This is a genomic window from Paenibacillus sp. Negev47 (genome assembly GCF_058313655.1).
Genome location: NZ_CM177754.1, coordinates 6,610,372 through 6,636,917, shown reverse-complemented (window position 1 = coordinate 6,636,917; position 26,546 = coordinate 6,610,372). Strand labels below are relative to the sequence as shown.

Annotated in this window: 24 protein-coding genes; 14 read left to right on the top strand and 10 right to left on the bottom strand. The window is 46.2% G+C overall.

All coding sequences use genetic code 11. From position 1 onward, the window contains the following. Positions 1 to 83 precede the first annotated feature (83 nt). A complete protein-coding gene (locus AC4G47_RS29785) occupies positions 84 to 2,372 on the bottom strand; it encodes a 5'-nucleotidase C-terminal domain-containing protein (protein WP_491104120.1) in 2,289 nt (762 codons plus the stop codon). Between the two features lie 251 nt (positions 2,373 to 2,623). Between AC4G47_RS29785 and AC4G47_RS29780 the strand changes: the two genes are divergently transcribed. Then, positions 2,624 to 3,586 (top strand): endo-1,4-beta-xylanase, encoded by a 963-nt coding sequence (locus tag AC4G47_RS29780; RefSeq protein ID WP_491104119.1) that lies wholly within the window; start codon positions 2,624 to 2,626, stop codon positions 3,584 to 3,586. 121 nt (positions 3,587 to 3,707) lie between these two features. Here AC4G47_RS29780 and AC4G47_RS29775 read toward each other — a convergent pair whose 3' ends face one another. From AC4G47_RS29775 to AC4G47_RS29765, 3 genes are all read right to left on the bottom strand, one after another. Then, positions 3,708 to 4,886 carry an MFS transporter gene (locus tag AC4G47_RS29775; protein ID WP_491104118.1) on the bottom strand — a complete coding sequence of 393 codons (1,179 nt, stop codon included), beginning with the start codon at positions 4,884 to 4,886 and terminating at the stop codon, positions 3,708 to 3,710. Positions 4,887 to 5,195: 309 nt separating this feature from the next. Then, on the bottom strand, positions 5,196 to 6,536 hold the full coding sequence (locus tag AC4G47_RS29770) for a glycoside hydrolase family 30 protein (protein WP_491104116.1): 1,341 nt from the start codon (positions 6,534 to 6,536) through the stop codon (positions 5,196 to 5,198). Positions 6,537 to 6,820: 284 nt separating this feature from the next. Next, positions 6,821 to 8,338 carry a leucine-rich repeat domain-containing protein gene (locus AC4G47_RS29765; protein WP_491104114.1) on the bottom strand — a complete coding sequence of 506 codons (1,518 nt, stop codon included), beginning with the start codon at positions 8,336 to 8,338 and terminating at the stop codon, positions 6,821 to 6,823. A 360-nt stretch (positions 8,339 to 8,698) separates the two neighbouring features. Between AC4G47_RS29765 and AC4G47_RS29760 the strand changes: the two genes are divergently transcribed. The 7 genes from AC4G47_RS29760 to AC4G47_RS29730 all read left to right on the top strand — a co-directional run bounded on the left by AC4G47_RS29760 (position 8,699) and on the right by AC4G47_RS29730 (position 14,770). Then, on the top strand, positions 8,699 to 9,589 hold the full coding sequence (locus AC4G47_RS29760) for a diacylglycerol/lipid kinase family protein (RefSeq protein WP_491106831.1): 891 nt from the start codon (positions 8,699 to 8,701) through the stop codon (positions 9,587 to 9,589). A 147-nt stretch (positions 9,590 to 9,736) separates the two neighbouring features. Further along, entirely contained in the window at positions 9,737 to 10,654 is a 918-nt protein-coding gene (locus AC4G47_RS29755; protein ID WP_458124651.1) for an aldo/keto reductase, read from the top strand. Between the two features lie 275 nt (positions 10,655 to 10,929). Further along, positions 10,930 to 12,312 carry a transcriptional regulator gene (locus AC4G47_RS29750; RefSeq protein WP_491104112.1) on the top strand — a complete coding sequence of 461 codons (1,383 nt, stop codon included), beginning with the start codon at positions 10,930 to 10,932 and terminating at the stop codon, positions 12,310 to 12,312. Positions 12,313 to 12,555: 243 nt separating this feature from the next. After that, complete coding sequence (locus AC4G47_RS29745; RefSeq protein WP_336763156.1) at positions 12,556 to 12,726, top strand: Spo0E family sporulation regulatory protein-aspartic acid phosphatase; 171 nt, start codon at positions 12,556 to 12,558, stop codon at positions 12,724 to 12,726. Between the two features lie 99 nt (positions 12,727 to 12,825). Continuing rightward, positions 12,826 to 13,206, top strand: coding sequence for a GntR family transcriptional regulator (locus AC4G47_RS29740; protein WP_036611682.1), 381 nt, complete (start codon positions 12,826 to 12,828; stop codon positions 13,204 to 13,206). Further along, on the top strand, positions 13,203 to 14,078 hold the full coding sequence (locus AC4G47_RS29735; protein WP_491104110.1) for an ATP-binding cassette domain-containing protein: 876 nt from the start codon (positions 13,203 to 13,205) through the stop codon (positions 14,076 to 14,078). The genes AC4G47_RS29740 and AC4G47_RS29735 overlap by 4 nt, the downstream gene beginning before the upstream one ends. Beyond that, positions 14,075 to 14,770, top strand: a complete 696-nt coding sequence (locus AC4G47_RS29730; protein WP_491104109.1) for a hypothetical protein — start codon at positions 14,075 to 14,077, stop codon at positions 14,768 to 14,770. The genes AC4G47_RS29735 and AC4G47_RS29730 overlap by 4 nt, the downstream gene beginning before the upstream one ends. A 93-nt stretch (positions 14,771 to 14,863) precedes the next feature. Here the strand turns inward: AC4G47_RS29730 and AC4G47_RS29725 are convergent, their stop codons facing one another. The 3 genes from AC4G47_RS29725 to AC4G47_RS29715 all read right to left on the bottom strand — a co-directional run bounded on the left by AC4G47_RS29725 (position 14,864) and on the right by AC4G47_RS29715 (position 17,333). Further along, positions 14,864 to 15,379 carry a hypothetical protein gene (locus tag AC4G47_RS29725; RefSeq protein WP_491104108.1) on the bottom strand — a complete coding sequence of 172 codons (516 nt, stop codon included), beginning with the start codon at positions 15,377 to 15,379 and terminating at the stop codon, positions 14,864 to 14,866. A gap of 50 nt (positions 15,380 to 15,429) precedes the next feature. After that, the gene (locus AC4G47_RS29720; RefSeq protein WP_491104107.1) at positions 15,430 to 16,203 is read right to left on the bottom strand and encodes an isocitrate lyase/PEP mutase family protein; all 774 of its coding nucleotides are present in this window, start codon (positions 16,201 to 16,203) and stop codon (positions 15,430 to 15,432) included. Between the two features lie 77 nt (positions 16,204 to 16,280). Continuing rightward, on the bottom strand, positions 16,281 to 17,333 hold the full coding sequence (locus AC4G47_RS29715; protein ID WP_491104106.1) for a bifunctional transcriptional activator/DNA repair enzyme AdaA: 1,053 nt from the start codon (positions 17,331 to 17,333) through the stop codon (positions 16,281 to 16,283). Between the two features lie 425 nt (positions 17,334 to 17,758). On the opposite strand from AC4G47_RS29715, the gene AC4G47_RS29710 reads away from it, so the two are divergent. Both AC4G47_RS29710 and AC4G47_RS29705 read left to right on the top strand, forming a co-directional pair. Next, positions 17,759 to 18,019: a LysM peptidoglycan-binding domain-containing protein gene (locus AC4G47_RS29710; protein ID WP_491104105.1), complete on the top strand. Its 261-nt coding sequence runs from the start codon at positions 17,759 to 17,761 to the stop codon at positions 18,017 to 18,019. Between the two features lie 407 nt (positions 18,020 to 18,426). Then, positions 18,427 to 18,996, top strand: coding sequence for a hypothetical protein (locus tag AC4G47_RS29705; RefSeq protein ID WP_491104103.1), 570 nt, complete (start codon positions 18,427 to 18,429; stop codon positions 18,994 to 18,996). A gap of 310 nt (positions 18,997 to 19,306) precedes the next feature. On the opposite strand, the gene AC4G47_RS29700 is transcribed toward AC4G47_RS29705, so the two are convergent. Further along, the gene (locus AC4G47_RS29700; protein ID WP_491104102.1) at positions 19,307 to 20,224 is read right to left on the bottom strand and encodes a phosphatidate cytidylyltransferase; all 918 of its coding nucleotides are present in this window, start codon (positions 20,222 to 20,224) and stop codon (positions 19,307 to 19,309) included. 96 nt (positions 20,225 to 20,320) lie between these two features. Between AC4G47_RS29700 and AC4G47_RS29695 the strand changes: the two genes are divergently transcribed. From AC4G47_RS29695 to AC4G47_RS29685, 3 genes are all read left to right on the top strand, one after another. Continuing rightward, positions 20,321 to 20,875 carry a hypothetical protein gene (locus tag AC4G47_RS29695; protein WP_491104101.1) on the top strand — a complete coding sequence of 185 codons (555 nt, stop codon included), beginning with the start codon at positions 20,321 to 20,323 and terminating at the stop codon, positions 20,873 to 20,875. 236 nt (positions 20,876 to 21,111) lie between these two features. Continuing rightward, positions 21,112 to 22,407, top strand: coding sequence for a GntP family permease (locus AC4G47_RS29690; protein WP_458124640.1), 1,296 nt, complete (start codon positions 21,112 to 21,114; stop codon positions 22,405 to 22,407). Between the two features lie 22 nt (positions 22,408 to 22,429). Continuing rightward, the gene (locus tag AC4G47_RS29685; RefSeq protein ID WP_491104100.1) at positions 22,430 to 23,596 is read left to right on the top strand and encodes a glycerate kinase family protein; all 1,167 of its coding nucleotides are present in this window, start codon (positions 22,430 to 22,432) and stop codon (positions 23,594 to 23,596) included. 124 nt (positions 23,597 to 23,720) lie between these two features. Here AC4G47_RS29685 and AC4G47_RS29680 read toward each other — a convergent pair whose 3' ends face one another. Together AC4G47_RS29680 and AC4G47_RS29675 are read right to left on the bottom strand one after the other, a co-directional pair. Next, entirely contained in the window at positions 23,721 to 24,767 is a 1,047-nt protein-coding gene (locus tag AC4G47_RS29680; protein ID WP_491104099.1) for a CdaR family transcriptional regulator, read from the bottom strand. Positions 24,768 to 24,893: 126 nt separating this feature from the next. Then, positions 24,894 to 25,469, bottom strand: coding sequence for a GbsR/MarR family transcriptional regulator (locus tag AC4G47_RS29675; protein ID WP_491104098.1), 576 nt, complete (start codon positions 25,467 to 25,469; stop codon positions 24,894 to 24,896). A 198-nt stretch (positions 25,470 to 25,667) separates the two neighbouring features. Here AC4G47_RS29675 and AC4G47_RS29670 point away from each other — a divergent pair, with 198 nt between their 5' ends. Further along, positions 25,668 to 26,543 carry a carbohydrate ABC transporter permease gene (locus AC4G47_RS29670; RefSeq protein ID WP_491104096.1) on the top strand — a complete coding sequence of 292 codons (876 nt, stop codon included), beginning with the start codon at positions 25,668 to 25,670 and terminating at the stop codon, positions 26,541 to 26,543. Positions 26,544 to 26,546 lie beyond the last annotated feature (3 nt).

Here is a 26,546-nt window from a genome sequence, read left to right as displayed (position 1 = left end):
TAACAAAGGGCGACCTCGACCATGATTTCCATGGGAGAATCGCCCTTTTTCTTTTTCGTTAAGCGTGGTGCGTAACGATTATGCTATTTCAACATGCTTACATATTTCCCATATACGAAGGCTACACGTCCATCCAGCTTCACTTTTACCCAGCCATACTTGTCTGTGCTGATTACTTCAAGTACGGTGCCTTTCGGTACAGCAGATACGACCTTGGCTTTGGATGAAGCGCCAGCGCGTACGTTCAGGTAAGCTGCAGTAACCTTGGCTTGTTTGCCTTTGGTGACGGTACCTGGTTTACCTGTGTTTGGTGTGGATGGTTTGCCGGATTTCGGCGTGCCTGGAGTTGGTGTTGATTTTGGTACTGTTGGTGTTGTAGGCTTCTCAGGTGTGGTTTCTTCCTCGTCATTACCAACTGCTTTACGAGCTTTGTTCAGCTGTTGATAGAACGCTCCATTGGTTTTCACGCCTGCGAATTGTGCTGCACTCACACCTGCTTTGGCAGATAAAGCATCAATCTCTTCTTGAGTCACCGCATCCAAAATGTTAATGGAGGCAATATTGGTGTATTTGCCGTCTTCCGTTGTTGGCACAGACATGATGCCATCGTTAATTAACTCCACCACATCTGCACGTTCTGGTGCAGTCAGGTCTACGCCGGTGATTTTCCAGTTGTGCTGAATCTTCGGTTCGTAGACACCCTTCATGACATCTTTCAGATAGGCGATGGACAGGTTACGAATCGTACCTTGGATCTCACCAAATGCCGAGGCATCCTTGGAAGACCAGAGCTGCTTGAACTTACGTCCTTCCATGGCGCCGCCTTTCGCAATCAGGGCTTCCATTCGATAGGCGTTCATGCCAAGTTTCAACGTATCGTCTTCTTTTACTGCCGTACCATTACTGTACTTGAGATTCGTAATCCGACTTCCATATGGCTTGGTCAGGTCAATCTCATACGTCACGCCGCCAAAGAAATCATCGGTGCTGTATTTGGAAGCACGACGCTTCGGATCGAAACTAATGGTCACATCACCAGGGCGTGTAGAGTTGAAGTACCCCGCAGACCACTCCATATAATCCATCAGATCACGCCCGGTCACTTCATACACGGTTACTTCACCGAAGGTGTATTGGTAGTTGAACGCAATATCCTTCTTCTTGATCGGGCCTACATCCAGCTTGGCCTTGTCGTTATCTATCTGGTGCGCGACCACATCGGCATCGCTATAATGCAGCATAACTTCGGTGAAGAAGTCCGAGAGTGGAGTCTCCTGAATCTGCACAGCAGGGATGCCTTTGATTTCGTCCGCAGGGACCAGGTTCGTTCCTTTCAGTTCAGCCACTTCGATGTTGGCATCGGCACGAGCGAACTCGTGGAACGGGTGCAATGTCTCTTCCAGCGCAGGATCGGAGACTTCATACGTTCCGTCAGCTGCTTTTACAGCGAGGGCTTGAGCTTCCTTGCTTTTCAGCACAACTTTGTCGCCGTCTTTAGCAAATGTCAGATCAATTCGCGAGATATGTGAGCCATATTTATTCGGTTCGGAGATCAATACGCCGTTCACCGTCTCGGATTCAATCAGTGCATGCATGTGTCCGGCAAAGATGGCAGCCAGCTCCGGGTTCGCATTGGCAATATCCGTCACTCCCGTTCCCGGGTTCCCATTCTCATTTTCGAGTCCCATGTGCATGACTCCAACCATGACATCGACTTTGCCCTTCAACTCGGCAACGACTTTTTTCGTTTCTTCCACGGGATCTTTGACGATAACGCCGTCGAGATGATCCGTACCTTTTTCATACTCCGTAATTAAGGGTGTTGTCATCCCGATGAGGCCAACTTTGATTCCGTCCTTTTCAATAATCGTATAGGCCGGCATGTAGCGGTCGCCGTTTTCTTTAAAAATGTTACCCACGAGAGGCTGTCCATTGAACTGTGAAGATATCTTCTCCAGTACGTCCAGTCCAAAGTTAAATTCATGGTTACCCATGACCCATGCGTCATAGTTCATCTCGTTCATTGCAACCATCATGGGAGATTGCGGTTGATCGTTAAACAGTTCGGCCGAGTTATCTTGGATCATGTCCCCGATATCCAACAGAATGGTATTGGGATTCTCTGTACGAATCTTCTTCACAATGGTGTAGAGCTGAGTTAGACTCCCTGTTGCATTAGGGCCGTCCAGCGCGTAATCCCATGGCATGAATCGACCATGAATATCGGATGTTCCCAGTAGTGTGATTTTGGTTTCTTTGTCTGCTTCAGCAGCCTTCACCGGGGTGGATGCAAATGGGGCGAACAAAATGGAGGCACATAAGAGGAACGATAAGGGCCATCCGGCGATACGTTTCGTTGAAATTTTGCGCATGTTGTAATCTCCCTTGTTATCTAGTGTATGTAAAGATATGTATCATTTCATACTAGATAAACATTTGGGGAATGTAAACTCCAATGTAAGAATTATGTTGGGTTTAAGCAGATAAATCGATAGAAATATATATATAATTCTATTATTGGGATAAAATACTATAATTTGCCAGGTTTCTAAAACCATAATTATCCAGTAAGGTGGTAATTGTAAACGCTTAACAAAATATAAGAAACGAAGGAGGAAATACATTGATCAAGTCCAAATGGTTTAAGACGGTCGGCTCATTGGCATTGGTAGGGATTCTCGCTGCATCTGTTGCGGTTGGTAGTGTGAGTGCAGGTTTAGCGAAAGGCAGCAAATTTCTGGGCAATATTATTGCCAACCAGGTTCCTTCGAATTTTAGCCCGTATTGGAATCAGGTAACTCCGGAGAACTCAACCAAGTGGGATGCTGTGGAAGGCACACGCAACGTAATGAATTGGGGCCAGGCGGACATAGCGTACAATTATGCTAACAACAATGGATTTCCGTTCAAGTTCCATACGCTCGTATGGGGAAATCAGCAGCCGACCTGGATTAACGGTCTCTCGGCCGCAGATCAGAAGGCTGAAGTGACACAATGGATCAAGGCCGCAGGGCAGCGGTATTCGAAGTCTGCCTTCGTTGATGTGGTGAATGAACCTCTGCATGCGAAACCATCTTACCGCAATGCCATTGGCGGAGATGGAGCAACGGGGTGGGATTGGGTTATCTGGTCATTCCAACAGGCGAGACAAGCCTTCCCTAACTCCAAATTGTTGATCAATGAATACGGTATTATCGGCGATCCGGCTAAAGCGGACCAATATATCCAGATTATTAACCTTCTGAAAAACAGAGGCTTAGTCGATGGTATTGGAATCCAAGCGCATTACTTCAATATGGACAATGTCTCTGTAAGCACGATGAACACGGTATTGAACAAGCTTGCAGCGACAGGGTTGCCGATCTATGTATCCGAGCTGGATATGACAGGTGATGACAATACACAGTTGCAGCGTTATCAGCAGAAGTTCCCCGTCCTGTGGAAACACTCTGCTGTTAAAGGTGTGACGCTGTGGGGCTACAACCAGAATCAAACCTGGCAGGCTGGCTCCCACTTGGTCAACAGCAATGGTACAGAACGTCCAGCCATGCAATGGCTGAGAAATTACTTGGCGAACAATCCTTAAGCTTGCGTTTGGACGAGTCTGTGCTCTTATCTAAATCTGGTGATTATATACCACCAAATAGCGCCATGTTCCTCTTGATAAGTATGGGGACATGGTGCTACTTGTGTGCGGATGCATTGTTTCAATTGTTTTTCGCAATTCCTGGTGTAGTGAAGCATTTGATTTTAATCCAAATCAAGACAAAAGCGATGAGTGCAAATATTATCCCGCTCCAGATCAGTTGATGTGTCCCTAGGTTTGCGATAAACCATCCGCCGATGGCAGTACCCAAGGTAATTCCGAGGTTGGAAAAGGATACATACAAGCTGTTGCCGAATTCAGGTGCGTCCTGCGCTTCAGCGGTTAACCAGGTTTGGCTTACAATCAATCCTCCCGAATGAACGGATGCCCAGATGATGACTACAATAATCATCCACATGAAGTGATTACCAGCCCAGTAGACGAGTGCGTAAGCTGCTATGTAGAGCAAGGGGAACAGGAGAACAGTACGGACCACGCTCTTGCGCAGAAACTGTCCAAATGCCAAATTTCCGATAATCATGACGACACCGAAGACGGTAAGCATGACACTGATCCATGATCCACTCATCTGGGTAACCTGTCCAAGATACTCGGCGAAATAGCTGTACACGGAGAACATGGCGGCGAATATAAAAATGACTGCGGCAACATTCAGCCATAATCCAGGTTTGCGCAGAATACCGAGCTGCTTACCATAGGACATCTTTTCCTTGATGGGCATCGAGGGTAACCAGATCCAAATGCCGATCAAAGCGACTACACTAACCATCGCTCCAAACAGAAAGGCGATTTCGAGAGATAGGCGTTCAGCAAGATACGATGTCAGTGGCACGCCAAAGGCAAAGCCTGCGGTAACTCCGGTAAAGACTTTAGCAACAGCTTGACTGCTTTTCTCTGCTGGAACGAGCTGGGCACTGGTGACAAGGGCTACGGAAAAGAAGACGGGATGGAACAGTGCGGGAATCATTCGAAAGATAAGCATGGTATCAAATGTTGTAGCGTAGGCATATACGACGTTCGAGATGGCAAACATCAGCACAGCAGCTAAAAGGATGATTTTACGATTGATCCCCGACGCCAGCAGGGTAAGAAAAGGGCCCGCAATGGCTACGACCAGCGCAAAAATACTGACCAGCCAACCTGCCTGTGCAGCCGAGATACCGAATTTATCCGCAACCTGAGGTAATACCCCCACGATTCCCATTTCCGTTGTAATAATCCCGAATACTCCGAGTGCCAGCATCAAGATAAGGAGCGGATTGACCTGTTGTGATTTCATGTAAAGCGTACCTCCATTGTATTTAAATATACAGATAAATAGATATAATATGCTAAAATGGGACTGCCTTTCCTCCTATAATGTGATGGACATGAGAGTAGGTTCTCTGGACTACATTATATCTAGATTTATAGATTTGTAAATATGAAAAGTTAAAGGGCTTATCTTCAATTCATCTACAGCTTGCGTTCTACAGAAGAAAAAATGATAACAATAGCATGACCTGCGCCATGAAAAATAGCGCCTGCCCGGGAAATTCCTGAGCCTGACGCTATTGATGTTTATGCTTTTAACGATGTGTTAAGTTTGTTATTTCGGTTGAATAACCATGCTGTTGAAGGAATCGCCCTCCAGCTCAATGTGAAGGGTCTGCCCTTCCTCGAAGGTCAGATGCAGATCCCGACGGTCTTGGAATGGATTATTAATGACAATGATGAGACTGTTGTCCGGGTTGCGGAAAGCGACGGATTTACCGCTCCAGGCGCCAGACAGGCCGACTCTTCGAGCACCAGGAACAATATGATGCGCGAAGTGCTTCATCACATAATACTCAGGGTTCCGAGTAACCTCCGTTGTGTGAGGATCTATCGTAATCATGGAGTTCTGCTCCCAGCCCCATGTGCTGCGGCCTTTGGGTTCCAAAACCATGTTCCAGTAGATATACGCGTTCACCCCGTTGCTGAAGTAATGCTGGTAGAGGTTATATACATATTTGGCGTAGTTCCATGAGTTGTTGCCATCGCCGCATTCATTCTCGGTCTGCATGTAACGAAGCTCTGGATAGCTTGCCGCGGTACGTTGAATGGCATTTTTGCCTGCCCATTGATATCCAACACCTTTGATGTAGGAATAGGCTTTCGGATCACTCAGCACCAGCCCGGCGTACTCGTCGAAGTCATTGGTTTTCTTCTTAGTTAATTCCTCCCATGGATCAGGGGCGTTGATCGTTCCAAGCCAGATTTCCGTATCCAGACCATGCTTGTCAAAAGCGGGGCCGAGATAATCGGCAATAAACTCACGAAGCTGCTCGCCTGTCCACATGCAAGAAGGGAATTTCTGATCTGCAATCACTTCGTTCTGCACATGCACCTGATGGATGGTAATGCCTGCGTCACGGTAAGCCTGTACGAATTTTACGAAATACAGGGCATACGCATCCAGAATGTCATTCTCCCAGCGCAGTGTGCCATAGTTATAGGCTTTGGGCGACTTCATCCATGTTGGCGGACTCCATGGGGAGGCGAAGAATTGCAGGTTCGGGTTATAACTCAGAGCTTCCTTGATGTAAGGAATCAGATATTTGAAATCACGTTCGATCGAAAAATGTTCCATGGCCACGTCGCCGTCCACCTCGTTGTGACTATACCACTGCTCTGCATAATCACTTGCGCCAATCGGCAGGCGACAGATGTTAAACTTATGCTCACCATCCGGATGGAAGAGAGAGTGGAATACCTCGTTGCGCTGCTCCTCATTTAAGTGGGATAGAGCCATATAACCAAGCTCGTTGAAACAACCACCAAACCCTTCGACAAGCTGGTTCTGCTCCCCTGTGAGCTTTAAGTTAGCGTTTTCATTTGTCGGTACAAAAGATAACTCTTTCCACGGGCTGTCTTGGGTTGTGGAATAGCCGCTGAACGTGAATGTCATGTGATTTCCTCCTCGTTTGAACCCCAGCTGTCATATGAATTAGATTCAGTATAACAACTCCCGCTGCAAAAGAAGATATGCTAAACCGTGTAAAATTTACCCTAATCCAAGATGGGCTGTCACAAGTTCAAGTCTGTACAGACAGTTAATATGCTGTACTTTCTTGTACACGACTCTGTCCATATACCATTATCCAATGTGATAACACAAAAAATCCCCGCCGATGGTTCAGACAGGGACTTTCGCTGTGATTCTTATGGCTGGAAATGAATTTGAGATACGACTCAAGGCTCTGTACGCTCAGCAAGTGGTTTATTTTCGAAGATCAGAATCGTTTTGCTGCTCCCGATATACGCAACCGTCGTATTGAATTGCTCCGAGATGAAGCGTACCGGTACAAATGCTTTGCCATTTTTCATCAAAAGAGGAGCATCATTAATCGCAAGCGTATCGTTCACGATAACTTGCTTGTTGCCCACAGTCCAGCGAATGTTCTTATCATTTTGTGTGATCACGGCTTCCCGCTTATCGCTATTCCAGTTCACACTGGCATTTAACTGCTCCGAGACAAAACGCAGAGGCACATAGGTCCGGCCTTCATCAATAAAAGGTGCAGCATCCAATGCATAAGCACGATCACCTACATAGGCAGTGGTAGACCCCTCAATCAGACGCTGGAAGCTGCCCTGGGGCGTTCTTTTCTGCTCTCGCACATTCATCTGATTCAGGAGCTGCATGGTATGACTGCCACTTACGACATCCAGATAGTTGTTCTGCACCGTGAGTCCGGCAGGCTCAACCTCTGAGGTAGACGACTGAATACCTGAGGATAACGAGGTGGAAGCCGAGATATCCTGTATGGCATTTGTCGATGACTGATCACGGGTAAATGTAAAACCTGCAATCGGTGCCAAATCCCACACCCGGTTGTTGGACAATTTTAATACATCCAGGTTGGAAAGCCGCCGTAGAGGTTCCAGATCATAGATCTGGTTAGATGCTGCATTCAGCTCTGTCAGCCGAGTCAGTCCCTCAAGCCCCTTGAGGTGCTGTACTTGGTTACTGGAGATATCGAGTGTCCGCAGCCGTGTCATGTGTTCCAATGGTGTTAGATCCGCTATGAGATTGCCTGCCACATTCAGATTCCGCAGCGTATTGGGCAGTTCAGCTATTACGTCCAGCATCTGAATCTGGTTGTTCGCCACATTGAGTTGTTGGAGCTGGGTTTTATCGACGAGTGGCGTCAGATCCGTGATGGTATTGTTCGAGATCTCAAGCCAATTCAGTTCATCCGCATCCGAAAGTGCTTCAAGACTGGCAATCTGGTTCCCACTGGCGTGGAATGTATGTAATCGGGTGAATCCGCGTACAACCTCTATGGAAGAAATGGAGTTATTGCTGAGATACAGCCGTCCCAAGTCTTTCAACTCGGCTAGTGCGTGTATGGATGTAATGTAATTATTGCGAACATCGATCTCCCGAAGCTTGGTCAGGTGCTCCAGCGGTGTCAGATCCTCAATCTCATTCCCGTATAATCGGAGGTGAGTCAGGTTGGTAGCATACTCCAGACCGGACAGGCTGTGAATACCTGCATTGCTCAGATCCACCACCTCAAGCTGCTCCAGATCAGATGGAGTCAGTGCGACATCCAGAGGTTTGTTCAGGATTAGCTTCAGTCCGTCCTCAAGTAGGGGATCTTCAATGATTCCCTCGCCCAAGTCTGTAGTCGTGTAAGCCATGGCTTGCCCCGATGCACCGAGACTCAGGATGAATACTAGAAATAATAGCGTCATTCTTTTCATTGCATGCATTCCCTCCGATTCCGATTCTTAAAATATAAAATTATAAAATACTCCGAACAATAGTAATCGTAGGGTTGTTCTGCCCTCGGAGTGCTATGTGTAACTGGATCAGTTTAACTTTTGCACGTTGGAATACAATCACATCTATAGTTATTAACCCGTCAACGGGAAAAAGGAACAAAAAGAATTCGTAATGAATATTCCTATACTTCTATTCTATATGAAACAAACCCAGTTCTGCACTCTTCAGAGACATGTTTATCAAAAAAAATGGAACATCTCCCGCAGAACCTATTCAACCCACCCTTGAAACGGGTATAGATGAAGTAAAGATGCCAATTTGGAGGGGAAGATGTGAGTATGCGCCAAGCCATGATCATTAGTAATCCATCGTCAGGTAAGGAAGAGGCCGAGCAGTATGTGTCCCAAGTCAAAGAAATTCTGGAGTCACAGCAGTATGAGGTGGTGGTGAACGAGACAGCCGGGGAAGGTGATGCCACCAACTACTGCCTGAGCGCCTGCAAAGACGGCTGTGATCTGGTCATCTCTATTGGTGGGGATGGTACGCTGCATGAGACGATTAACGGCATGATGGATCAGGATCATCGTCCCCGACTGGGCGTCGTACCGCTGGGAACGGTGAATGATTTTGCACGTGCGCTGAATATCTCGCTTGACCCGGAAGAAGCCATTAGGCAGTTACGTTCGGATCAGACCCATATCGTGGATCTGGGGAAAATCAATGATCGCCTGTTTGCCAACACTGTGGCTGCAGGTTCTTTGGCGGAAGCCCTGTTCTCCGTATCCTCGGAAGAGAAGTCGAAGCTGGGTTCATTCGCATATCTGAAAGAAGGCTTGAAAGACCTGGTGCATACATCAGCCAATCCATTAACCATCGAATATGATGGCCAGATCTGGGAGGGGGAAGCGCCTCTTTTTCTGGCGGCACTCACCAATTCGGTTGGGGGATTCGAGAAGTTGTCCCCCGATGCTGAGGTGGACGATGGTCTGATACATTGTTTTGTTGTTCGTAATATCAGTGTGTTCAACAGCCTGACCCTGGGCACTTCCCTGTTATTTGGTAGTCTGAAAGACCATAAGGATGTGGACTATTTTACAGCCAGAGATGTCCATGTCCGGTCAGCGGAAGCCATTCGCACAAATGTAGATGGGGAGGAAGGTCCTGCCCTGCCGATTCATATTCGTGTCTTGCCACGACATATTGAGGTCATTGTACCGGAAGAAGTATAACTCACTTCTGTTTATTTAAAGGCGGAGACGCAGAACCTATCATTTCTCCATATGAATGTAGGATAAATCTATTGAAACCGATTGCAGATTTGTGTCACAATCAAAAGTAAGATACACGATAATATTCGAATATGGAGGGAAAACATCTTGAGAACCATGAAATTGGGCAACAGCACACTTGAAGTACCCGTAGTCGCCGTAGGCTGCATGCGGATTAATTCGTTAGATGGCAAGGAAGCCGAACATTTTGTTCGTTCTGCGATGGAGATTGGCGCGAATTTCTTTGACCATGCTGACATTTATGGTACAGGAACATGTGAGGAGATCTTCGCCGAAGCGGTACAGATGAATCCCCAAGTTCGTGAAAATATGATTCTTCAATCCAAATGCGGTATCCGCAAAGGCATGTTTGATTTCTCCAAAGAGCACATCCTGAATTCGGTGGATGGTATCCTGCAGCGTCTGAAAACGGACTATCTTGACGTTCTGCTGCTGCACCGCCCGGATGCACTGGTTGAGCCGGAGGAAGTGGCTGAAGCCTTTGATCAACTGGAGCGCGAAGGCAAAGTGCGTCACTTCGGGGTATCCAACCAGAATCCGAACCAGATCGAATTGTTGAAAAAATACGTAAAACAGCCACTGGTAGCCAACCAGTTGCAGATGAGTATTACCAATACTACGATGATTGACAGTGGAATCAACGTGAACATGGAGAACGACGCTGCGGTTAACCGTGACGGCAGTATCCTTGATTATTGCCGTTTGCATGATATCACCATTCAGCCTTGGTCTCCGTTCCAGTACGGGTTCTTCGAAGGTGTCTTCCTGGGCAGCGATAAGTTCCCGGAATTGAATGCGAAGATCGACGAGATTGCTGCGAAGTATGACGTGAGCAATACGACAATTGCGATCGCATGGTTGCTTCGTCACCCTGCGCATATGCAGCCTGTGACAGGCACGATGAATATTGAACGTCTGCAAGATTGTGTAAAAGCAGGAGATGTTCATCTCACGCGTCCAGAGTGGTATGAAATTTACCGTGCAGCAGGCAATATACTGCCTTAAATTCAAGTTATAGTGAGCATACTGACTGCTGAGTCAGTTGAGAACACGAGCCCGTCGATGGCTCGTGTTTTTTGTCTGTTTTCAGGTTTGATGCTGGACGCATTTCCGATATAAAATAAGGGTGGAGATCTTTGTTTCAATTAAAGGATTAAAATGGTTTTATTACAAATTAGTTGAATTTATTATATTGACCGCTACTTTCTAATTACATATAATTACTTTTGCATACCGATAATCCTGTTTATTTGTTTTTTATTTTGGAGGGTGGTGTTCGTTTGGAGCCGACAACCACAATACGCGATCATTTAGAAAGTTATCTGAGGCGTGAACAGATGTCCATTAGTCATTTTTCGGAAACGTCAGGGATTAATTCGGGTACGCTGAGCAATATTTTGAACAAAAATCGGCCTATTGCCATGCAGCAGTTGGATCGCATCACTTCCGCCATGAGGCTGGAAGAAGGTTACTTCTATGAATTATACATAGATGAGTGTTTCGTACACGCAACCCCGGACTGGAGAAGACTTGGCCCGTTCCTTCATCGCTGTGCCGAGTTGGACAAGTTAGACTGTATTGAAGAGGTTATTCGTCTGATGATGGATAATCTGTCCTATATTCCTTTGTTATTTGATGTGGCTGAAGAATTCTATCATGCAGGTAAATTCAAACCAGCCATTCTACTATATGAGAACATCGCTGAAAGCGAGAAAATGCAACACTCCGAGCGACTTGCACTCTGTCAGTATCGACTGTTCAGGTTGGGACTGACCAATGATCAGCAACGAAATCTGATTATCGCAGCCCGGTTCGAATACTATGTGGATCGGCTGGATGAGCGCTATCAATTGGATGCGCTTAACGAGTTGATTAATGCATTTGGTGCATTGCATAGATGGAACAAGGTTCAGGAGTTATCTGAGAAATTGAAAATAAAAGCAGCCATCCATTATGAGATGAATGGGCGAAGGAAACAAGAGGAGACGAAAAGACCCATTGTTTTCTATATTCTTTACTCCTACCTCGCTTATGGTAGTGCATGTTATCACTTAAAGGACTATACCGGTGCGCTGAAATATGTTTCTTTGTATACAGATAACAGTTGGGTGAAGAGTCCGGATCAAGATGAGATGGTAGTCATGAATCAATTCCAGGAATGGGCTGAAGCTAACCGTTATATATATCAATTAATGGGTGGTCAGTTTGAGGTGCTGCCTGATTACCTCGCTTATATCTCGTCAAAGGAAAATGAGATTTTCCCGGCACTTTGCGACATCGTCACGGCGGCTAATCAATATGGTGAGAATATTGATAGTGTACTCAGTGAGTATGAGTCTTACTTCACATATCAAGAACAGAGTAACCGAATTGGCAAAGTGAGCAGACAGGTTACGGATGATCGATATTTACGACTTTTAGCCGATCTGGGTGCATACTATCTAAAAAAAGATGAGTATTATTTAGGAATAAAATATGTCCTGGATAGTTTAAGATTTGCTATTGAAATTAGCAGTGGACGAGGTATGCTTAGAGGTGTCGGACTGTTTGAGCAATACAGGGAATTTGCATCTGAGACGGCGAAACAGCAGTACAAAATGATTATTAGTGAGGTGCAGAAACTCAATGAAGAGAAAGTTGGCTTTGCTGATAGCTACCTGTAGTATCGTTGTACAAATCGTAGCTCCTGCTACGGAACCTGTCTCAGGCAATGACGTCCCTAACCTCGAAATTATGAGACCTGCTGATCACGGATTTGGAACGTAATAAAAATGAAAAGAACGCTTCTGAATTTATTTCAGAGGTGTTCTTTTTTTTATATCCAAGTGGAAAAATAAGTATGTCGTATCTCACCTGCTCTTTTGATTGGCATAATACACTAAAATATGACAAAAAGGAGGGGTACTATGGATCGCCTGGATTTGATATCACGGATCGAAGATGCCAGACAGTTGCTATACCGCATGCATATGGAGTACGGCAGTCTGCTTCATCCGGAAGTAATCCGGCAATCCGTAGTTCTGGACGGTCTAATTAATCAATACAACAGAGCCAAGGTAGGAAAGGTGATAAATTAAGTCAGCCTATTTACATTTGTGTTTTTGTATATTATAGTTAGTCACATGAGTAACTAACCGACTAACTGACTAATGAATACGTATGAAAGTTGGAAGCACATGAAATCGACTTTGGATGAATCTCAGCCTATTTTTCATCAGATTGCCACGATGATCATGGATGATATTGTGGAGGGCAGATTGAAGGTGGAAGAACAGGTTCCCTCAACCAATGAACTGTCACGCTTTTACAATATCAATCCGGCAACAGCCCGTAAAGGTCTGCAGGAGCTCGTGGACAAGGGGATCATATACAAACAGCGAGGTGTTGGAATGTTTGTTGCGAAGGGAGCAAGAGAAGCGTTACTCGTTGAACGGAAGCAGGATTTTTATGAAGAATACATCAAGCCTTTACTTGAAGAAGCCAGACGAATTCACATGAATGAGGACATGATCATTGATCTGATTCGAGGCAAGAAGGATAAGGAGAGTGAGTTATGATTCATATGGAGCAGGTCAACTACAGTTATCAAAAGACGCCCGTTCTGAACCAGGTCACGCTACATGAGAGCGAGCCGATCATTAGTGCGATCTGGGGGAGAAATGGAGCGGGTAAAACAACACTGATGAGTTTACTCGCAGGACATAATCGCCCGGACAGTGGGACTATTCGGATTATGGGCCAGGACCCTTACAATAATCTGGCAGCTCAAGAGCATCTATGCTACATCCAGGAGAATCATCCCCTGGGGAAAAACTGGACGATTAATGATATGGTTCAATTGGGTCAATATTTCCATCCGCAGTGGAATCAAACCTTTGCGGAGCAGTTAATCGAAATGTTCGAATTACCGGCGAAAAAAAAGATCGTTAAATTTTCGAAAGGAATGAAAACGGCTGCTCAGATTATATTGGGTCTCGCCAGTAATGCAAATGTAACGATCCTGGATGAGCCAACCAATGGACTTGATGCCGAGAAGCGCAAGTTCTTCTACAATGCCCTACTGGAAAGTTATGAAGATAACCCGCGTTTGATCCTGGTATCAAGCCATCATATTGAGGAGATTCAGCCTTTATGTGAGTCCCTTATCGTTTTGCAGGCCGGAGAGGTGTTAATGAATCAGCCGATGGAAGAGATGCGCGAAAAAGGAGTTCTTCTAACAGGGATAATTGAAGATGTTAATCGTGTTACAGCAGATGTTAAAGTCATCGAGTCTTCCCAGATGGGATCGACTTTGAAAGTGATGATTGATGAGCCCTACTCGAAAAAGTGGAAGGACATCGCTCATACACAAGGACTTTCCATTGAGAAGGCGACATTGCAAGATTACTTGGTTAACAGGACCCGTAATCAAGAGGGGGTTAAACCATGAATTCAATTAAAGGCACCAACCGATTGATCCTTGAGGATATGCGTTTGTATTTGATTATCTTCTCATCCATTGCTCTGATGCTCACTGTCGTATATTTGGCCATTGGACTCGCGTTTGACGTCACGTATTCCACACAACTGTTTGGTCCAATGTACGGCGGCATATGTGCGTTTGCGATCGCGGGAATCATTACACAGTTTCCGGTTGCGATCGGTATGGGCAGTACCCGAATTCAATTCATGAAATCCTTCTATATGAACTCGATATGGATGGTTGCAGGCACCATGGCCATTTTGCATGTGATCTATTTCATCATACATCTGATTCAGGACAAAGGAATTGTTAACGTTACCTTATATCAACCTGGCATGTTGTATTCAAGCGAATATCATTTCTTCTCCTACCTGTGGATTGATCTGATGTGTGGCTTTCTCGTACTGGGAATCTCCGCCTTCCCAACGGTCTGCTGGAAGCGCTTGGGGATGCGTAACTTTTTCATTATGTTCTTTGGAGTGGGTCTGATCGTTACACTGATATTTGTTTTCGCAGATCTTGGAAAGTGGTTGAATTGGATTATTAGTGTTAACACGATGAGCCTGTTTACTATTCTGGGGGCGTTTGGTGGTGCGCTACTCCTGTCGACCTATCCCATGATGAAGAATGCACCGCTTACAATGAAAGCCAGACAATGATCCATTGAATCAGAAAAACACGAGTGCGAATACGCCTCGTGTTTTTGGTATCATCTTGGTCAATCATTGTGCATCTAAATGAATCTGTATGCGTTAAGCCTGAGCTTGTGGTTTGAACCCTTCGTCTTTGAGATACTCTCCAGCTTCGCTACGCGTTTCGAAAGCCATATCCAGATTAACACCGGAATACACATACCACATGTCATCTTCATATTTTAAAGTCAGCGTATGTCCATCTTCATCGATCCACGTTCCGCCACCAGCAGAGGTTGTAGTCAATGTAGGGGCAACTTTTACTTGTTCTGGCTCTTTGAATTCAACTGCGTTGAGATTGTGAGACATCGCTTTGATCGTTTCGTCTAACAATGTACGCAGATCTGCTTCGGAGTAATCGCGAATATTGACGAATCCTTTAGCATCGGTCTCATAGTTAGGCAGTAGACCTGCATAGATATAACCGTTACCGTTAGGGTGAATATGCAGAGCAACAATCTTTTTCTCATACGCACTTTCTTCGAAGTGGAAGTTAACACGACCGAGAGAAACATCTTTGCGTTGCAGTTGGGGGTACGATTGTAGCACTTCAAGCTTTTGTTCAACGTTAAGCATATGTGCCTCCTGTAAATGTTGGGTAGAGGTGATTATAACATGCCCTTCAGTTAATTTCCTGATAAAATACTTCGCCCCAGCTCTTTCAGGTGTTCCATGGCTTGCAGATAAGGATAAGGTCCATAGCTTACGCGAGCTACACCGAGTGCAGCAAGTTGTGCGGGTGAAGGCTCAGGAGATGTAACCATAACGTTGATTGGAAGTGGGGAACGTTCACATAACTCCTGAATCAGTTGTTGATCCTGTAAGCCTGGTACGAACAGACCGCTGGCTCCTGCCTCTGCATAAGATCTGGAACGGATGAGTGCTTCCTCAAGGTGGGCGTGGTGATGGTGTTCTGGTGCATGTTGCAGGAAAATATCTGTACGAGCATTAATGAACAGTGGAATGCCTGCCTGCACCGCAGCTTCTCGGGCGGCGGATAGTCTCAGGCATTGCTCCTCTACAGCGTACAGTCCCACGTCATCTGGAAGTTGATCTTCCATGTTAATTCCCACAGCACCATGCTCGATGACTTGCAGGACATTTTCCTTCACTCTTGACGCAAACCTCCCATACCCTCCCTCTATATCGATCGTTACAGGTAACTCCACACTCGCTGTGATCCGTGCCAGATTAGCCAATACCAGATGGAACGGCATCGCTTCACCATCGGATTCACCGTGGGCAGCAGCTACGGACCAGCTACCTGTTGCAATCGCTGTTGCTCCAATCAATTGTATGGCTTGTGCGCTTCCAGCATCCCACACATTGACCAGAACAAGTGGTTTTCCTTTTACATGGTATTGTTGAAACATCGTTGCTTTTTCTTCTAGCGTACTCATATATCTTAACTCTCCTCTGTCATATACATGCATTCCTTTGAACATCTGTTGGGTAATTCATTTATTTATTTATTCATTCAGCTACCCTGTTCCTGTTTCTCGTGATTCAAAAGCCAGTTCTTGCGAGTTAATCCTCCACCGTATCCGCCCAGTTCACCACTGGCATTGATTACACGGTGACATGGAATCACAATTGCAAGCTGATTGGCCCCATTCGCCTGTGCCACGGCTCGACAAGCAGTCGGTTTCCCCAGTGCATTCGCGATATCCTGATATGACCTCGTTTCCCCTGCCGGAATGGCTACGAGCTTTTCCCATACCCGCTTTTGAAATGGTGTTCCTAAACAGAACAACGGTGTGTCGAATGCTGTCCGAATGCCTTGAAAGTACTCGTTTAGTTCATGCTCAATGGACTGGATGGGAGCTGTAGTGCCAGGCACAATAGCTGATTTGGTTCGTTTGCGCAGACGCTCAACTTCGCGTTCCAGACCTCTGCGGTCCACAAATTCCAGTAAATATAGTGCCTCCTCATCTGCAATGGCCATCATCGGGCCGAGGCGGGTGTCAATCCAGGACGCTTTCAGGACATGTCCTTCATCAACTTGGGTAGGGGCGGCACCCATGATCCGTGAAAAGGCATCGCGGAAGCCGCTGCTTGACTCATATCCGGTAGATAATTGGCTATCCATAACGGTGCGGCCGGAGCGAATATTTTTCAGGGCGAGGCCCATGCGGCGAGCGCGAGCATACTCCACAAAGGTCATGCCGAATCGCTTTTTGAACTGACGTCGAGCTGTGGATTCATCAATAGAGAGTGCCTTGAAATCCTGTCCTTTCCAGCGCTTCTCCGGCTGTTTCTCTACAGCTTCCACCAATATGCGAACGACATCTGATACTTGGTTAGGATGAGATAGCGGGCGGCAACGCTGGCAAGGGCGGTAGGAAGCCAGAAGAGCCTGCTGAGCCGTCTCATAGAATTCACAGTTTTCGAATTTAGGTTTTCGCGCAGGGCATGTGGGGCGACAGAATACACCTGTGGTTCGGACTCCGACATAGAATAAACCCTCGTATTCCGAATTCTTGGCCACAAGCGCCTCGTAATATTGTTCCTTCAGATCAGCAGAAATCATGGAGAAGCACGTCCTTACCTCATTAGAATCTTAATCATTAATTTATTATAGAAAAATATTGCAGCAAGCATCGCCGAAAATCAGGCATGAATATTAGATAGATTAAATCTGATGCAGCAATGAAACTCGTTTTGTTCAGAATTTGTTTAGAGTGAACTGGTAGTATAGACCTATCAGAGTGGAGCGACTTAGGATAGTATGCCTATTTCCGAAATAAGATGATTATTGAACGTTCATTGTTATAGGAAAAATACATAGGTAAGCATGGAATTGAAGATGATCGGAACGAAAGTTTGGAGGCTGACTGGAATGAGATATTCTACGTACAAAAGTATTTATGAACCCGTTTATGAAAACCGTCCGAATCTCGCACCATGTATGTTAAAAAGCTAATCATACAGCGTGTGAAGATGCCAACTTGGCTAATGAAGATGGTCATCATAGCTCTAATTATAGTCATAGGGTGCAGTGCTGTATTCACTGCATTTGCTGGTGATGAGCAATGGTTATCGGGTGATCAGGTGGTCGTATCGCAGGGAGATACGCTGTGGGGCATTTCTCTGGCGCATAAACCTCAGCAGATGGACACTCGTGTGTATGTAGAAGCAATCAAGAAAGTGAACGAACTTGAGCATAACGCCATTCGGATTGGACAAGTGTTAGTTTTGCCAGGGTTTGATCGATAAGATAATCTGTGTAATACGTCATTCACAAGTTCCTTTCAGAATCATCAAAGTGCGACAGTATACTGAATTTATTAGTCATTTACATATAATGGAGCTTCATGAGGGACGATATGGTGTAGTGATTAGTAAGTGGTGTGCTATATAAGTTGAACTAAAGAATATTTACACTGACACTACGATGACAGAATAACCTTCCAATCGCTGTTATCCCCAGATTTTTTGATTCCCTTTTCCGAAGGGGAAAATCCAGGGATAGCGTATGCTTCCGATGTAGCTTTCTTACAGAAAGCTTGTAGGCGAACGCTTCGCTTTTTCAGGTTTTTTCTGTCCTCTCCGTTATCGTGTAAATGATTAGTTCAACTGATATAGATCTGGGTGCTTTAGATGAATGAAGGGAGAATGGGATAATGAACATGAATATAAAGAAATCTGCACTTTGCATGTCTGTGCTATGTATTTCGTTATTAGTCAGTGCCTGTGGCACTAGTGGTGAATCGGTTCAGGAACATGCCTATCCGCAATCGAAGCAGCCCGTAGAGGAAGCAGGAAATACCTCTGTTCCTAATGCGGATGCGAAGAGTGACAATAACCAAGGCGATGCGAGTGGCGAAGAAGGTAAGCTTAAGGCTCAATCTGAATCCGCTGAAACGTCTGAACAGATTGAGATCGTCATCGACCAGTCGGACAAACCGATCAAGGGCAACAGCTTTGATTTTGGAATTAAACAGGTTCCGAAAGGCTACGCACTAACAGAGATGCGATGGACGTCTAACACGGTGACGATTGTGAACTCGCTACAGGAATCCATTGAACATGGTGAAACTGGTAAAGAAGGATTTTATTTTAGCGGGAACGGGCAATTCTCCGGATTTATCTATTCGGATGAGATGAAGGGCGAACGCGGTAAAGCCACGTTTGTCTTCACCAATGATGAGGGAAACATGCTTATGTCCGAGAAAGAAATTAAGTTGAAGTAACGTCCTATAGTTCAGGCTCAGCCAGGAGCCTGATGAACAGGAAAAGCAGCCCATGTGGCTGCTTTTTTGACATACATATTATCAAGGTCGCCGATCCATTTGTTGCTGTATCTATAAAGATTGAACTGAAGATTTACACGAGAACGTAGAGGACAGAAATAACCAGAAGAAGCGGAGCGTTCGCCTTTATCCCCTGATTTTCACCTTTATAAAAGTAATTAAAAAATCGGGGGATAACAGCGATCTGAAGGTTGTTCTGTCATCGGAGTGGCAAGTGTAAATATTATTTTTTGTTCAATTTATATAGTTGCTACATAAAGTCAAAGAAATAACGAACCACGTGGAACATTACCGGAGAGGTGTAGGTCAGGCTGTCGACCCGGCTCAGGTAGCTTTTTTTGAGCGAATCGAACTTGTTGTCATCCCCGATTAATAGATCACGTTTCAGTACAGATACCGTTAGACTGCCGAAGAATCCGGCCAGACTGATCAGCACCCCGATGAACAGTGAGAATCTCCAATCAAATGGCGTCAGGTAGGGATGGATGAAATACGACGTTGCTGTCGTTACAATGAATGCACAGGCGAACCCTTCCCAGGTGACAAAAGGATTGGCGGTAGGCACCACTTTTCGTTTGCCCAGATAGAGAGAGACCAGATAGTGAACCACATCATTAAGCTGTGTTAACACGACGAGAAACAGTACCAGCTTGGAGCCGTACTCCGGTGTGGCGAATGGGAAATAGGCAAGGTGACTCAGCCCGAACACCATCAGCATCAGTCCCCATTGTGTGGAGCTGACACTGCGCAGGAAACCGACCGTGCCTTTGTTAATCAGGCGTGGCAAGGGCAGCACAAGGAACACATATAGTGGAATAAACACGATAAACATGCCGTACCATCCAATGTAGATCCAGTAAAACTGAACCGGAATCGCCAGATACGCCCATAGGAACAGCCTGCGGTCGGCTTTGCGTGTGCTGCGAATCATGGAGAAGTATTCTTTGAGTGAGAAGAATGCGAGCACCATGAGGGAAATCAGCGATACAATGGGGTTAAAGAGGGTAGCGAGGCAGAAGATCACGAACATGCCCCACCAGGTTTTGATTTTTTGGCCGATGCCTGAATAGTCTTTGCTTGGCTGAAGCTTTGCTATAATTTTGTACACGATATGTATCACCAGTAAAGCTATGAAGATGAGTGTTAGTGTAAATAATGAACTGCTCACGTACCGATCACCTGCTTATTCAAAGTAAGACTCCATTATAGGGTACCTATGTTATTATGAAGGAATAGTGCCAACTTGATAAGGGGAAATTTTGCTATGACAGATGAACGCTCGATCTATATCCTGCTTACGAATACAGGAACACTGTTTACCAAGGTCATTCAGAGTTACACCAGAGCGCCATATAATCACGCTTCGATCTCATTTGACAAGGAATTATCCGAACTGTACAGCTTCGGTCGCAAGCATCCGAGCAATCCGCTGAACGGCGGGTTTGTGAAGGAAGATATTCAGACAGGTACATACAGCAAGTATCCCAACACAACATGTGTGATCTATGAGCTTCAGGTGACGGATCGTGAAGTGGAAAAGATGAAACGCGTGCTGCATATCTTCATCCGCAGCCGTCAGAAATATATGTATAATCTGCTGGGTGTGATCGGCATTACGCTCAAGGAGCCGGTGGAGTTCAGCAACTCCTACTTCTGCTCTCAATTCGTGGCTGAGATTCTACAGCGTTCGGGTATCAAGCTGTGGAACAAGCTGCCTGCCCTGGTGACACCGGATGATTTTCGTCAGAGTGAACGATTGCAGCTGGTCTATGAAGGGAAGTTAAAGGAGTATACGCTTGGAAACGGAGAGAAGGAGTAGGGTAGGAAAGAATCCAACCCCAATGCCAACCATGAAACAGCCTGCTGCTAAGGATTACGAGGCAACAGGCTATTTGTGTGCTTCATATGAACGATGATGATTATCGGCCGAAATCAACCTTCGCCCTTCTCATTGTGCATATGCACAATGAATTTCGTCCATTCATCAATATTTATTCTAGCCTCCAGCATCTATAATGAAAGCGTGTTCAACAAGTGCATGGGGGGCAATTGACAATGGAAGCATTAACGATTAGCTGGATTGGCGCGCTGGCAGGACTGGCTATTGCGATTATTTTGATTTTGAGGAAGCTGAATCCGGTCTATTCTTTATTTCTGGGTGCGATTGTAGGCGCTTTAATTGGTGGAGCGAACCTGGAAGAGACCGTAAATATACTGGTGGATGGCACACAAAGTGTCATGGGAACCGTACTCCGCGTGCTGGCTGCTGGGGTGCTTGCAGGTGTGATGATGGAATCGGGAGCAGCGGAGACGATAGCCCAGGCTATTGTACGCAAATTTGGCGGAAGCAAGGCCATTTTGGCGCTCGCACTGGCCACGATGATTATTACCGCTGTTGGAGTGTTCATCCCTGTAGCCGTACTGATCGTTGCACCGATTGCATTATCTGTAGGTAATAAAATGGGTATCTCCAAATTAGCCCTGTTGCTGGCCTTATCGGGTGGAGGTAAGGCGGGGAACATTATCTCCCCGAATCCAAATACCATTGCAGCAGCGCGAGGGTTCGACCTGGATCTGAGCAACGTTATGTTGGCTGGAGTCATTCCTGCCATCTGCGGATTAATTGTAACCGTTATCGTAGCTTCAATGCTCAAAAACAAAGGTGTGATGGTTACCGATCAGGAAGCAGATCAGGGGGAAGTAGATACATCTCAATATCCTCCACTGGGCAAAGCCATTGTTGCCCCATTGGTTGCGATCATTCTGTTAATGATCAATCCCATTGGCTCTATTGCGGGCATCGAAGCATTGTCCGCGTTCAAAGTGGATGCGATGTATATCCTGCCGATTGCAGGCGTTATCGGTATGTTAGCAATGGGACAAGGCAGAAACATCGTGCAATATTCAACCGCAGGATTAAATAAAATGACAGCAACCGTGCTCATTCTGGTGGGTGCAGGAGGAATCGCAGGACTCATCTCTGCTTCAGATCTGTCAGGTCAGGTGGTTGGTCTGATTGAGGCATCCGGAATATCCGGTACCTTCCTCGCACCAATTGCGGGTATTCTGATGGCGGCAGCAACGGCTTCGACGTCGACGGGGGTTATTCTGGCAACAGGCTCATTCGGTGATGCCATCCTGAACATGGGCACAGCGCCGCTGGCAGCTGCTGTGATGGTGCACACTGGAGCGACCGTTATCGACTCTTTACCACAGGGCAATTACTTCCACGTGTCGGCAGATAGCATGAAGATGACGATTCGTCAGCGGATGGGCGTTATTCCATATGAAGCGATTGTGGGTGGCACGATGGCTATCGTAGCGACGTTACTATACGGATTTATCCTTTAATCTAACGGATGGAGTGAGAGCGATGAGAGAAGCTGGAAAGACTAAAGAGAAGACTTTTTTGTTGGCACCGGATTCGTTCAAGGAAAGCATGACAGCCAAAGAAGTATGTATCGCGATGGAAAAAGGATTGCGGAAAATATATCCGACCGCAGGATATATTCATGTACCTATGGCGGATGGGGGTGAAGGGACTGTGCAGTCCCTTGTGGATGCTTCCGGTGGTGTCCTTCACCAGCAAAAGGTGAGTGGGCCATTGGGCCAGACAGTCACTGCCCAGTATGGCATTCTGGGTGATGGGACAACAGCAGCCATCGAGATGGCATCCGCCAGTGGTATACATCTGGTTACCAAGGAAACTCGGGACCCACTGCGTACAACAACCTATGGGACGGGTGAGTTGATTCGAGCGTGTTTGGATCTGGGCATACGCAAAATCATCATCGGCATTGGTGGCAGTGCGACCAATGATGGTGGTGCTGGCATGGCTGAAGCGCTTGGCGCCAAGTTTCTGGATGCAGAGGGTCATCCGCTTGCCCGTGGGGGCGGGGCTTTGGATCAACTGGCTCAGATTGATGTATCCGGTCTGGATGAGCGTTTGCAGGAAGTGGAGTTCATTGTGGCCTGTGATGTGACTAATCCACTCTGCGGGGAGCATGGTGCATCACGGGTGTTTGGACCACAGAAAGGGGCTACCCCAGAGATGGTTGAGCAGCTGGATGCGAACCTTTCCCATTATGCAGATATAGTGAAACAGCAGTTGCACAAGGATATCCGTGATGTGCCGGGTGCCGGTGCAGCTGGCGGTCTGGGCGCGGGACTTTTGATTTTTACACAGGCGGTATTACGTAAAGGAATTGAAATTGTCATTGAATATACCGGGTTGCGTGAAAAGTTGATTGCTGCGGATGTGGTATTTACGGGAGAAGGCGGTATCGACTTTCAAACGAAATTCGGCAAGACTCCCTATGGCGTTGCTCGGGCAGCCAAGGAAGCGGGTAAACCTGTGATTGCCATTGCAGGCTGTGTGGGCGAAGGGATCGACACCCTGTACGCGGAAGGCATTGATGCCATATTTGGTATTGTGCCTGGGGCAGCAGATCTGGAGAGACTATTGCGAGAAGGCCCGGAGAATGTGGAGCGAACAACGGAGAATATTGCAAGGGTGCTGAAGCTGGGTCTGCTATCTTAAGTCAGTGAGAATAGAGACCGTACGAGGTCGTATTAAAATGGATGTGAAAAAGACGGGATATGGATATGCCTGAAATCAGGCGATCTGTGTCTCGTCTTTTATCATTCTCGAAGCTGTTCTGACATTACTGATAGAACGCGAGTAGTCCATGCGTAAGCTCGATGAGCTCCAGCCAGTTGCGAGGATCTTTGCCGGTAAGGGTCTGTATGCGTTTAAGCCGATATTGAAGCGTATTGCGGTGAATGTTGAGATGGTCCGCTGTCGTGGTCATACTGCCGTTATGATGGATAAAACTGCGCAGGGTATCCAGCAGATCAGCTGTATCCTCAAGTTTGCTGACGATGTTGGCATACGGTGTTAGATCAGCCGCGCTGAATCGTACCAGGAAAGGTACATCTTCATAACGAATGATCGGTGAGTCTGGTTGAAGTGCCAGCAGGATGTTCATCACAGATCTGGCTTGTTCGTAGCCAGTAGCAATATTCGCTTCTTTTCGGCTGATCGCGATGAATGCTTCGGGTGTAGTCTGACTCAAACCCTGGATCATTGGATCAACGTCTGCTTCATTCTGGATCAGGATGATCTGCGTATCTCCATCACCTTCAACAGAGAATGAAGGAACGTGGAGCAATATTCGGTTGATCTCAGTGTCAGTCTCCATGGATTTGCTGGGGAAACGGATATATAGAAGAATGGTTGGCAATTGCAGATCAATACGGTACTGCAGAGCTTCTTTTTTGACCTTTTGTGAGTAGGAACCGGACTGGTTCAACAGTCGTTCGATAAAGGCTTTTTTACGTGAAGCTTCATGGGCCATACTTTCCAATTGATTACGCTGTTCGATCAGGAGAGATACGGTGGTGCGCACGATGTTGCAGAATGGCCGAACTTCATCCGGATGACCGGATATGCCAATGACTCCAACATGCTGCTCATTGATTAGAATCGGTTCGTTGGTGCCCATCTTCTCAAGCATGCCATCCTGCCAGACTTCAATCCTGCTTCCTGTCGTCAACGCGCGGACAGCTCCCTGATGAATCGTGCCCACACGTTCCTTCTGCCCGGTTCCAATAATAATGCCGTGCTCATTCATAATGTTGATATTGTATGGAATGTCCTGCATCATTTTATCGACAATATCCTGTGCCTGTTTTTCCGAAAGCTGCAACAACGGAGCTCCCCCCTTCCACCTCATCATGCAAAAAATGCACATCTTCTCTGATGATCATTCTACCCGATATCCACATTGTGCATCTGAACGAAATTATAAAGGAGTGGTACGTTTATCCCTATCGAACTACTCCTTATCGGTACTTTGCAAAGTGTTATTACCGTAAAATCTGCCGTCCCGCAACTGATCCACGAATCCTTGGAGCCACACATAATACTGCTCCGCATGTTGAAGTTTGTGCAGATCACGCAGTGCATCATCTCGATCTTCGGAAGAAGTATGCTCGGAAAGGATCATAGCCGTCAGATCAGGAATGACCTCGTGAATGCTTTCTAACATCACATCCACTTCCCGTTGCAGCTTGGAACCGAAGAAGTTCTGAAATGTACGATAGAAGTCGGTCTCAGCCGAATACTGATCCTGACGCTCCTTTTTTTCCTCCAGTTTATAAATCATCTGTGATTCTGTAAGCGAACGAACCGCGTAGCTCATGTTGCTCTTACTCATATTCATTGAATTCTTCATTTCTTCAAGTGTCATCGGTCGATCCTCAAAATACATAATTCCGTACAATTTGCCAAACGTATGATTAACTCCATACAGATCCATCGTATTGGCGATGGCCTCAATGACTCTCTCCCTCAGCGCATGCCGATCAGGTAACGAAGAATGATTCGGGTTCCCTGCAGTTTCTTTTCCCACAATGTCACCTCTGGTTTATGATAGCGTTCCCACTAGCTGCCTCATATTTTACATGACTTGCTCCAATTTTAACATAAGCCGGAATTAGAATTTTCAATACGAGTGTACAATCAATTTTGTACAGAATAAATATAAAGCTGATTATACTCAAAAATTTCCAATAATTAAAGAAAAATTGGACAGTAAGGAGTGGGGGAATTGCGTTTAAAACTATGGAGGGAGTCTGAGGCGGTCCTATTCACGCTGCCAGCTCTAATCCCATTGCTGATCTTCTGGCTGGGACCTCTGGGATATATCGTTTATCTCAGTTTCACCGATTGGGACTTCATGAGCCCGGACAAGTTGTTCGTTGGGTTGGACAATTACAGTTATCTGCTGACGAATTCCGAATTCTATCGGTCACTGAAAGTCACCTTGTTATTCGGACTGGGGAGCGTGATCCCAACCATTGTGGGCGGACTGGCACTTGCGATGCTCATGAATAGCAAAATCAAATCATCCGGCATCTTCCGGACATTACTCTTCTCACCTTGGGTCACACCGACAGTTGCAGTATCTATTGCGTGGTCCTGGATCTTCGAGCCAGAGGTGGGACTTGCTAATCTCATGCTCGGCTGGGTAGGTGTATCTCCCATTGGCTGGTTGCGTGACGCGGACTGGGCACTGGTTGCAGTTCTGATCGTAACCCTTTGGAAATCAATTGGTTGGGCGATGGTATTCTATCTGGTTGCGCTACGGAATTTACCGTCTGATCTGCTCGAAGCGGCTTCGATCGATGGGGCAAACCGTTGGGACAAGTTCAGAAGTATCACGCTGCCGCTGATCTCTCCAACGACATTCTTTCTCTCCATTATTCTTACAATCCAGTCCTTGCAGGCCTATGACCAGATTAATGTCATGACGCAGGGCGGACCGGCGGGCTCAACAAGAACGTTGTTGTACATGTATTATCAGTCTGCATTCGAATCCTTTAATGTAGGTGAAGCTTCGTCCATCGCCGTTGTGATTATTCTGATCTGCGTGTTGCTGTCGGGAGTATCCTTCCTGCTGGGCAGACGTCTGGTGCACTACTAATGA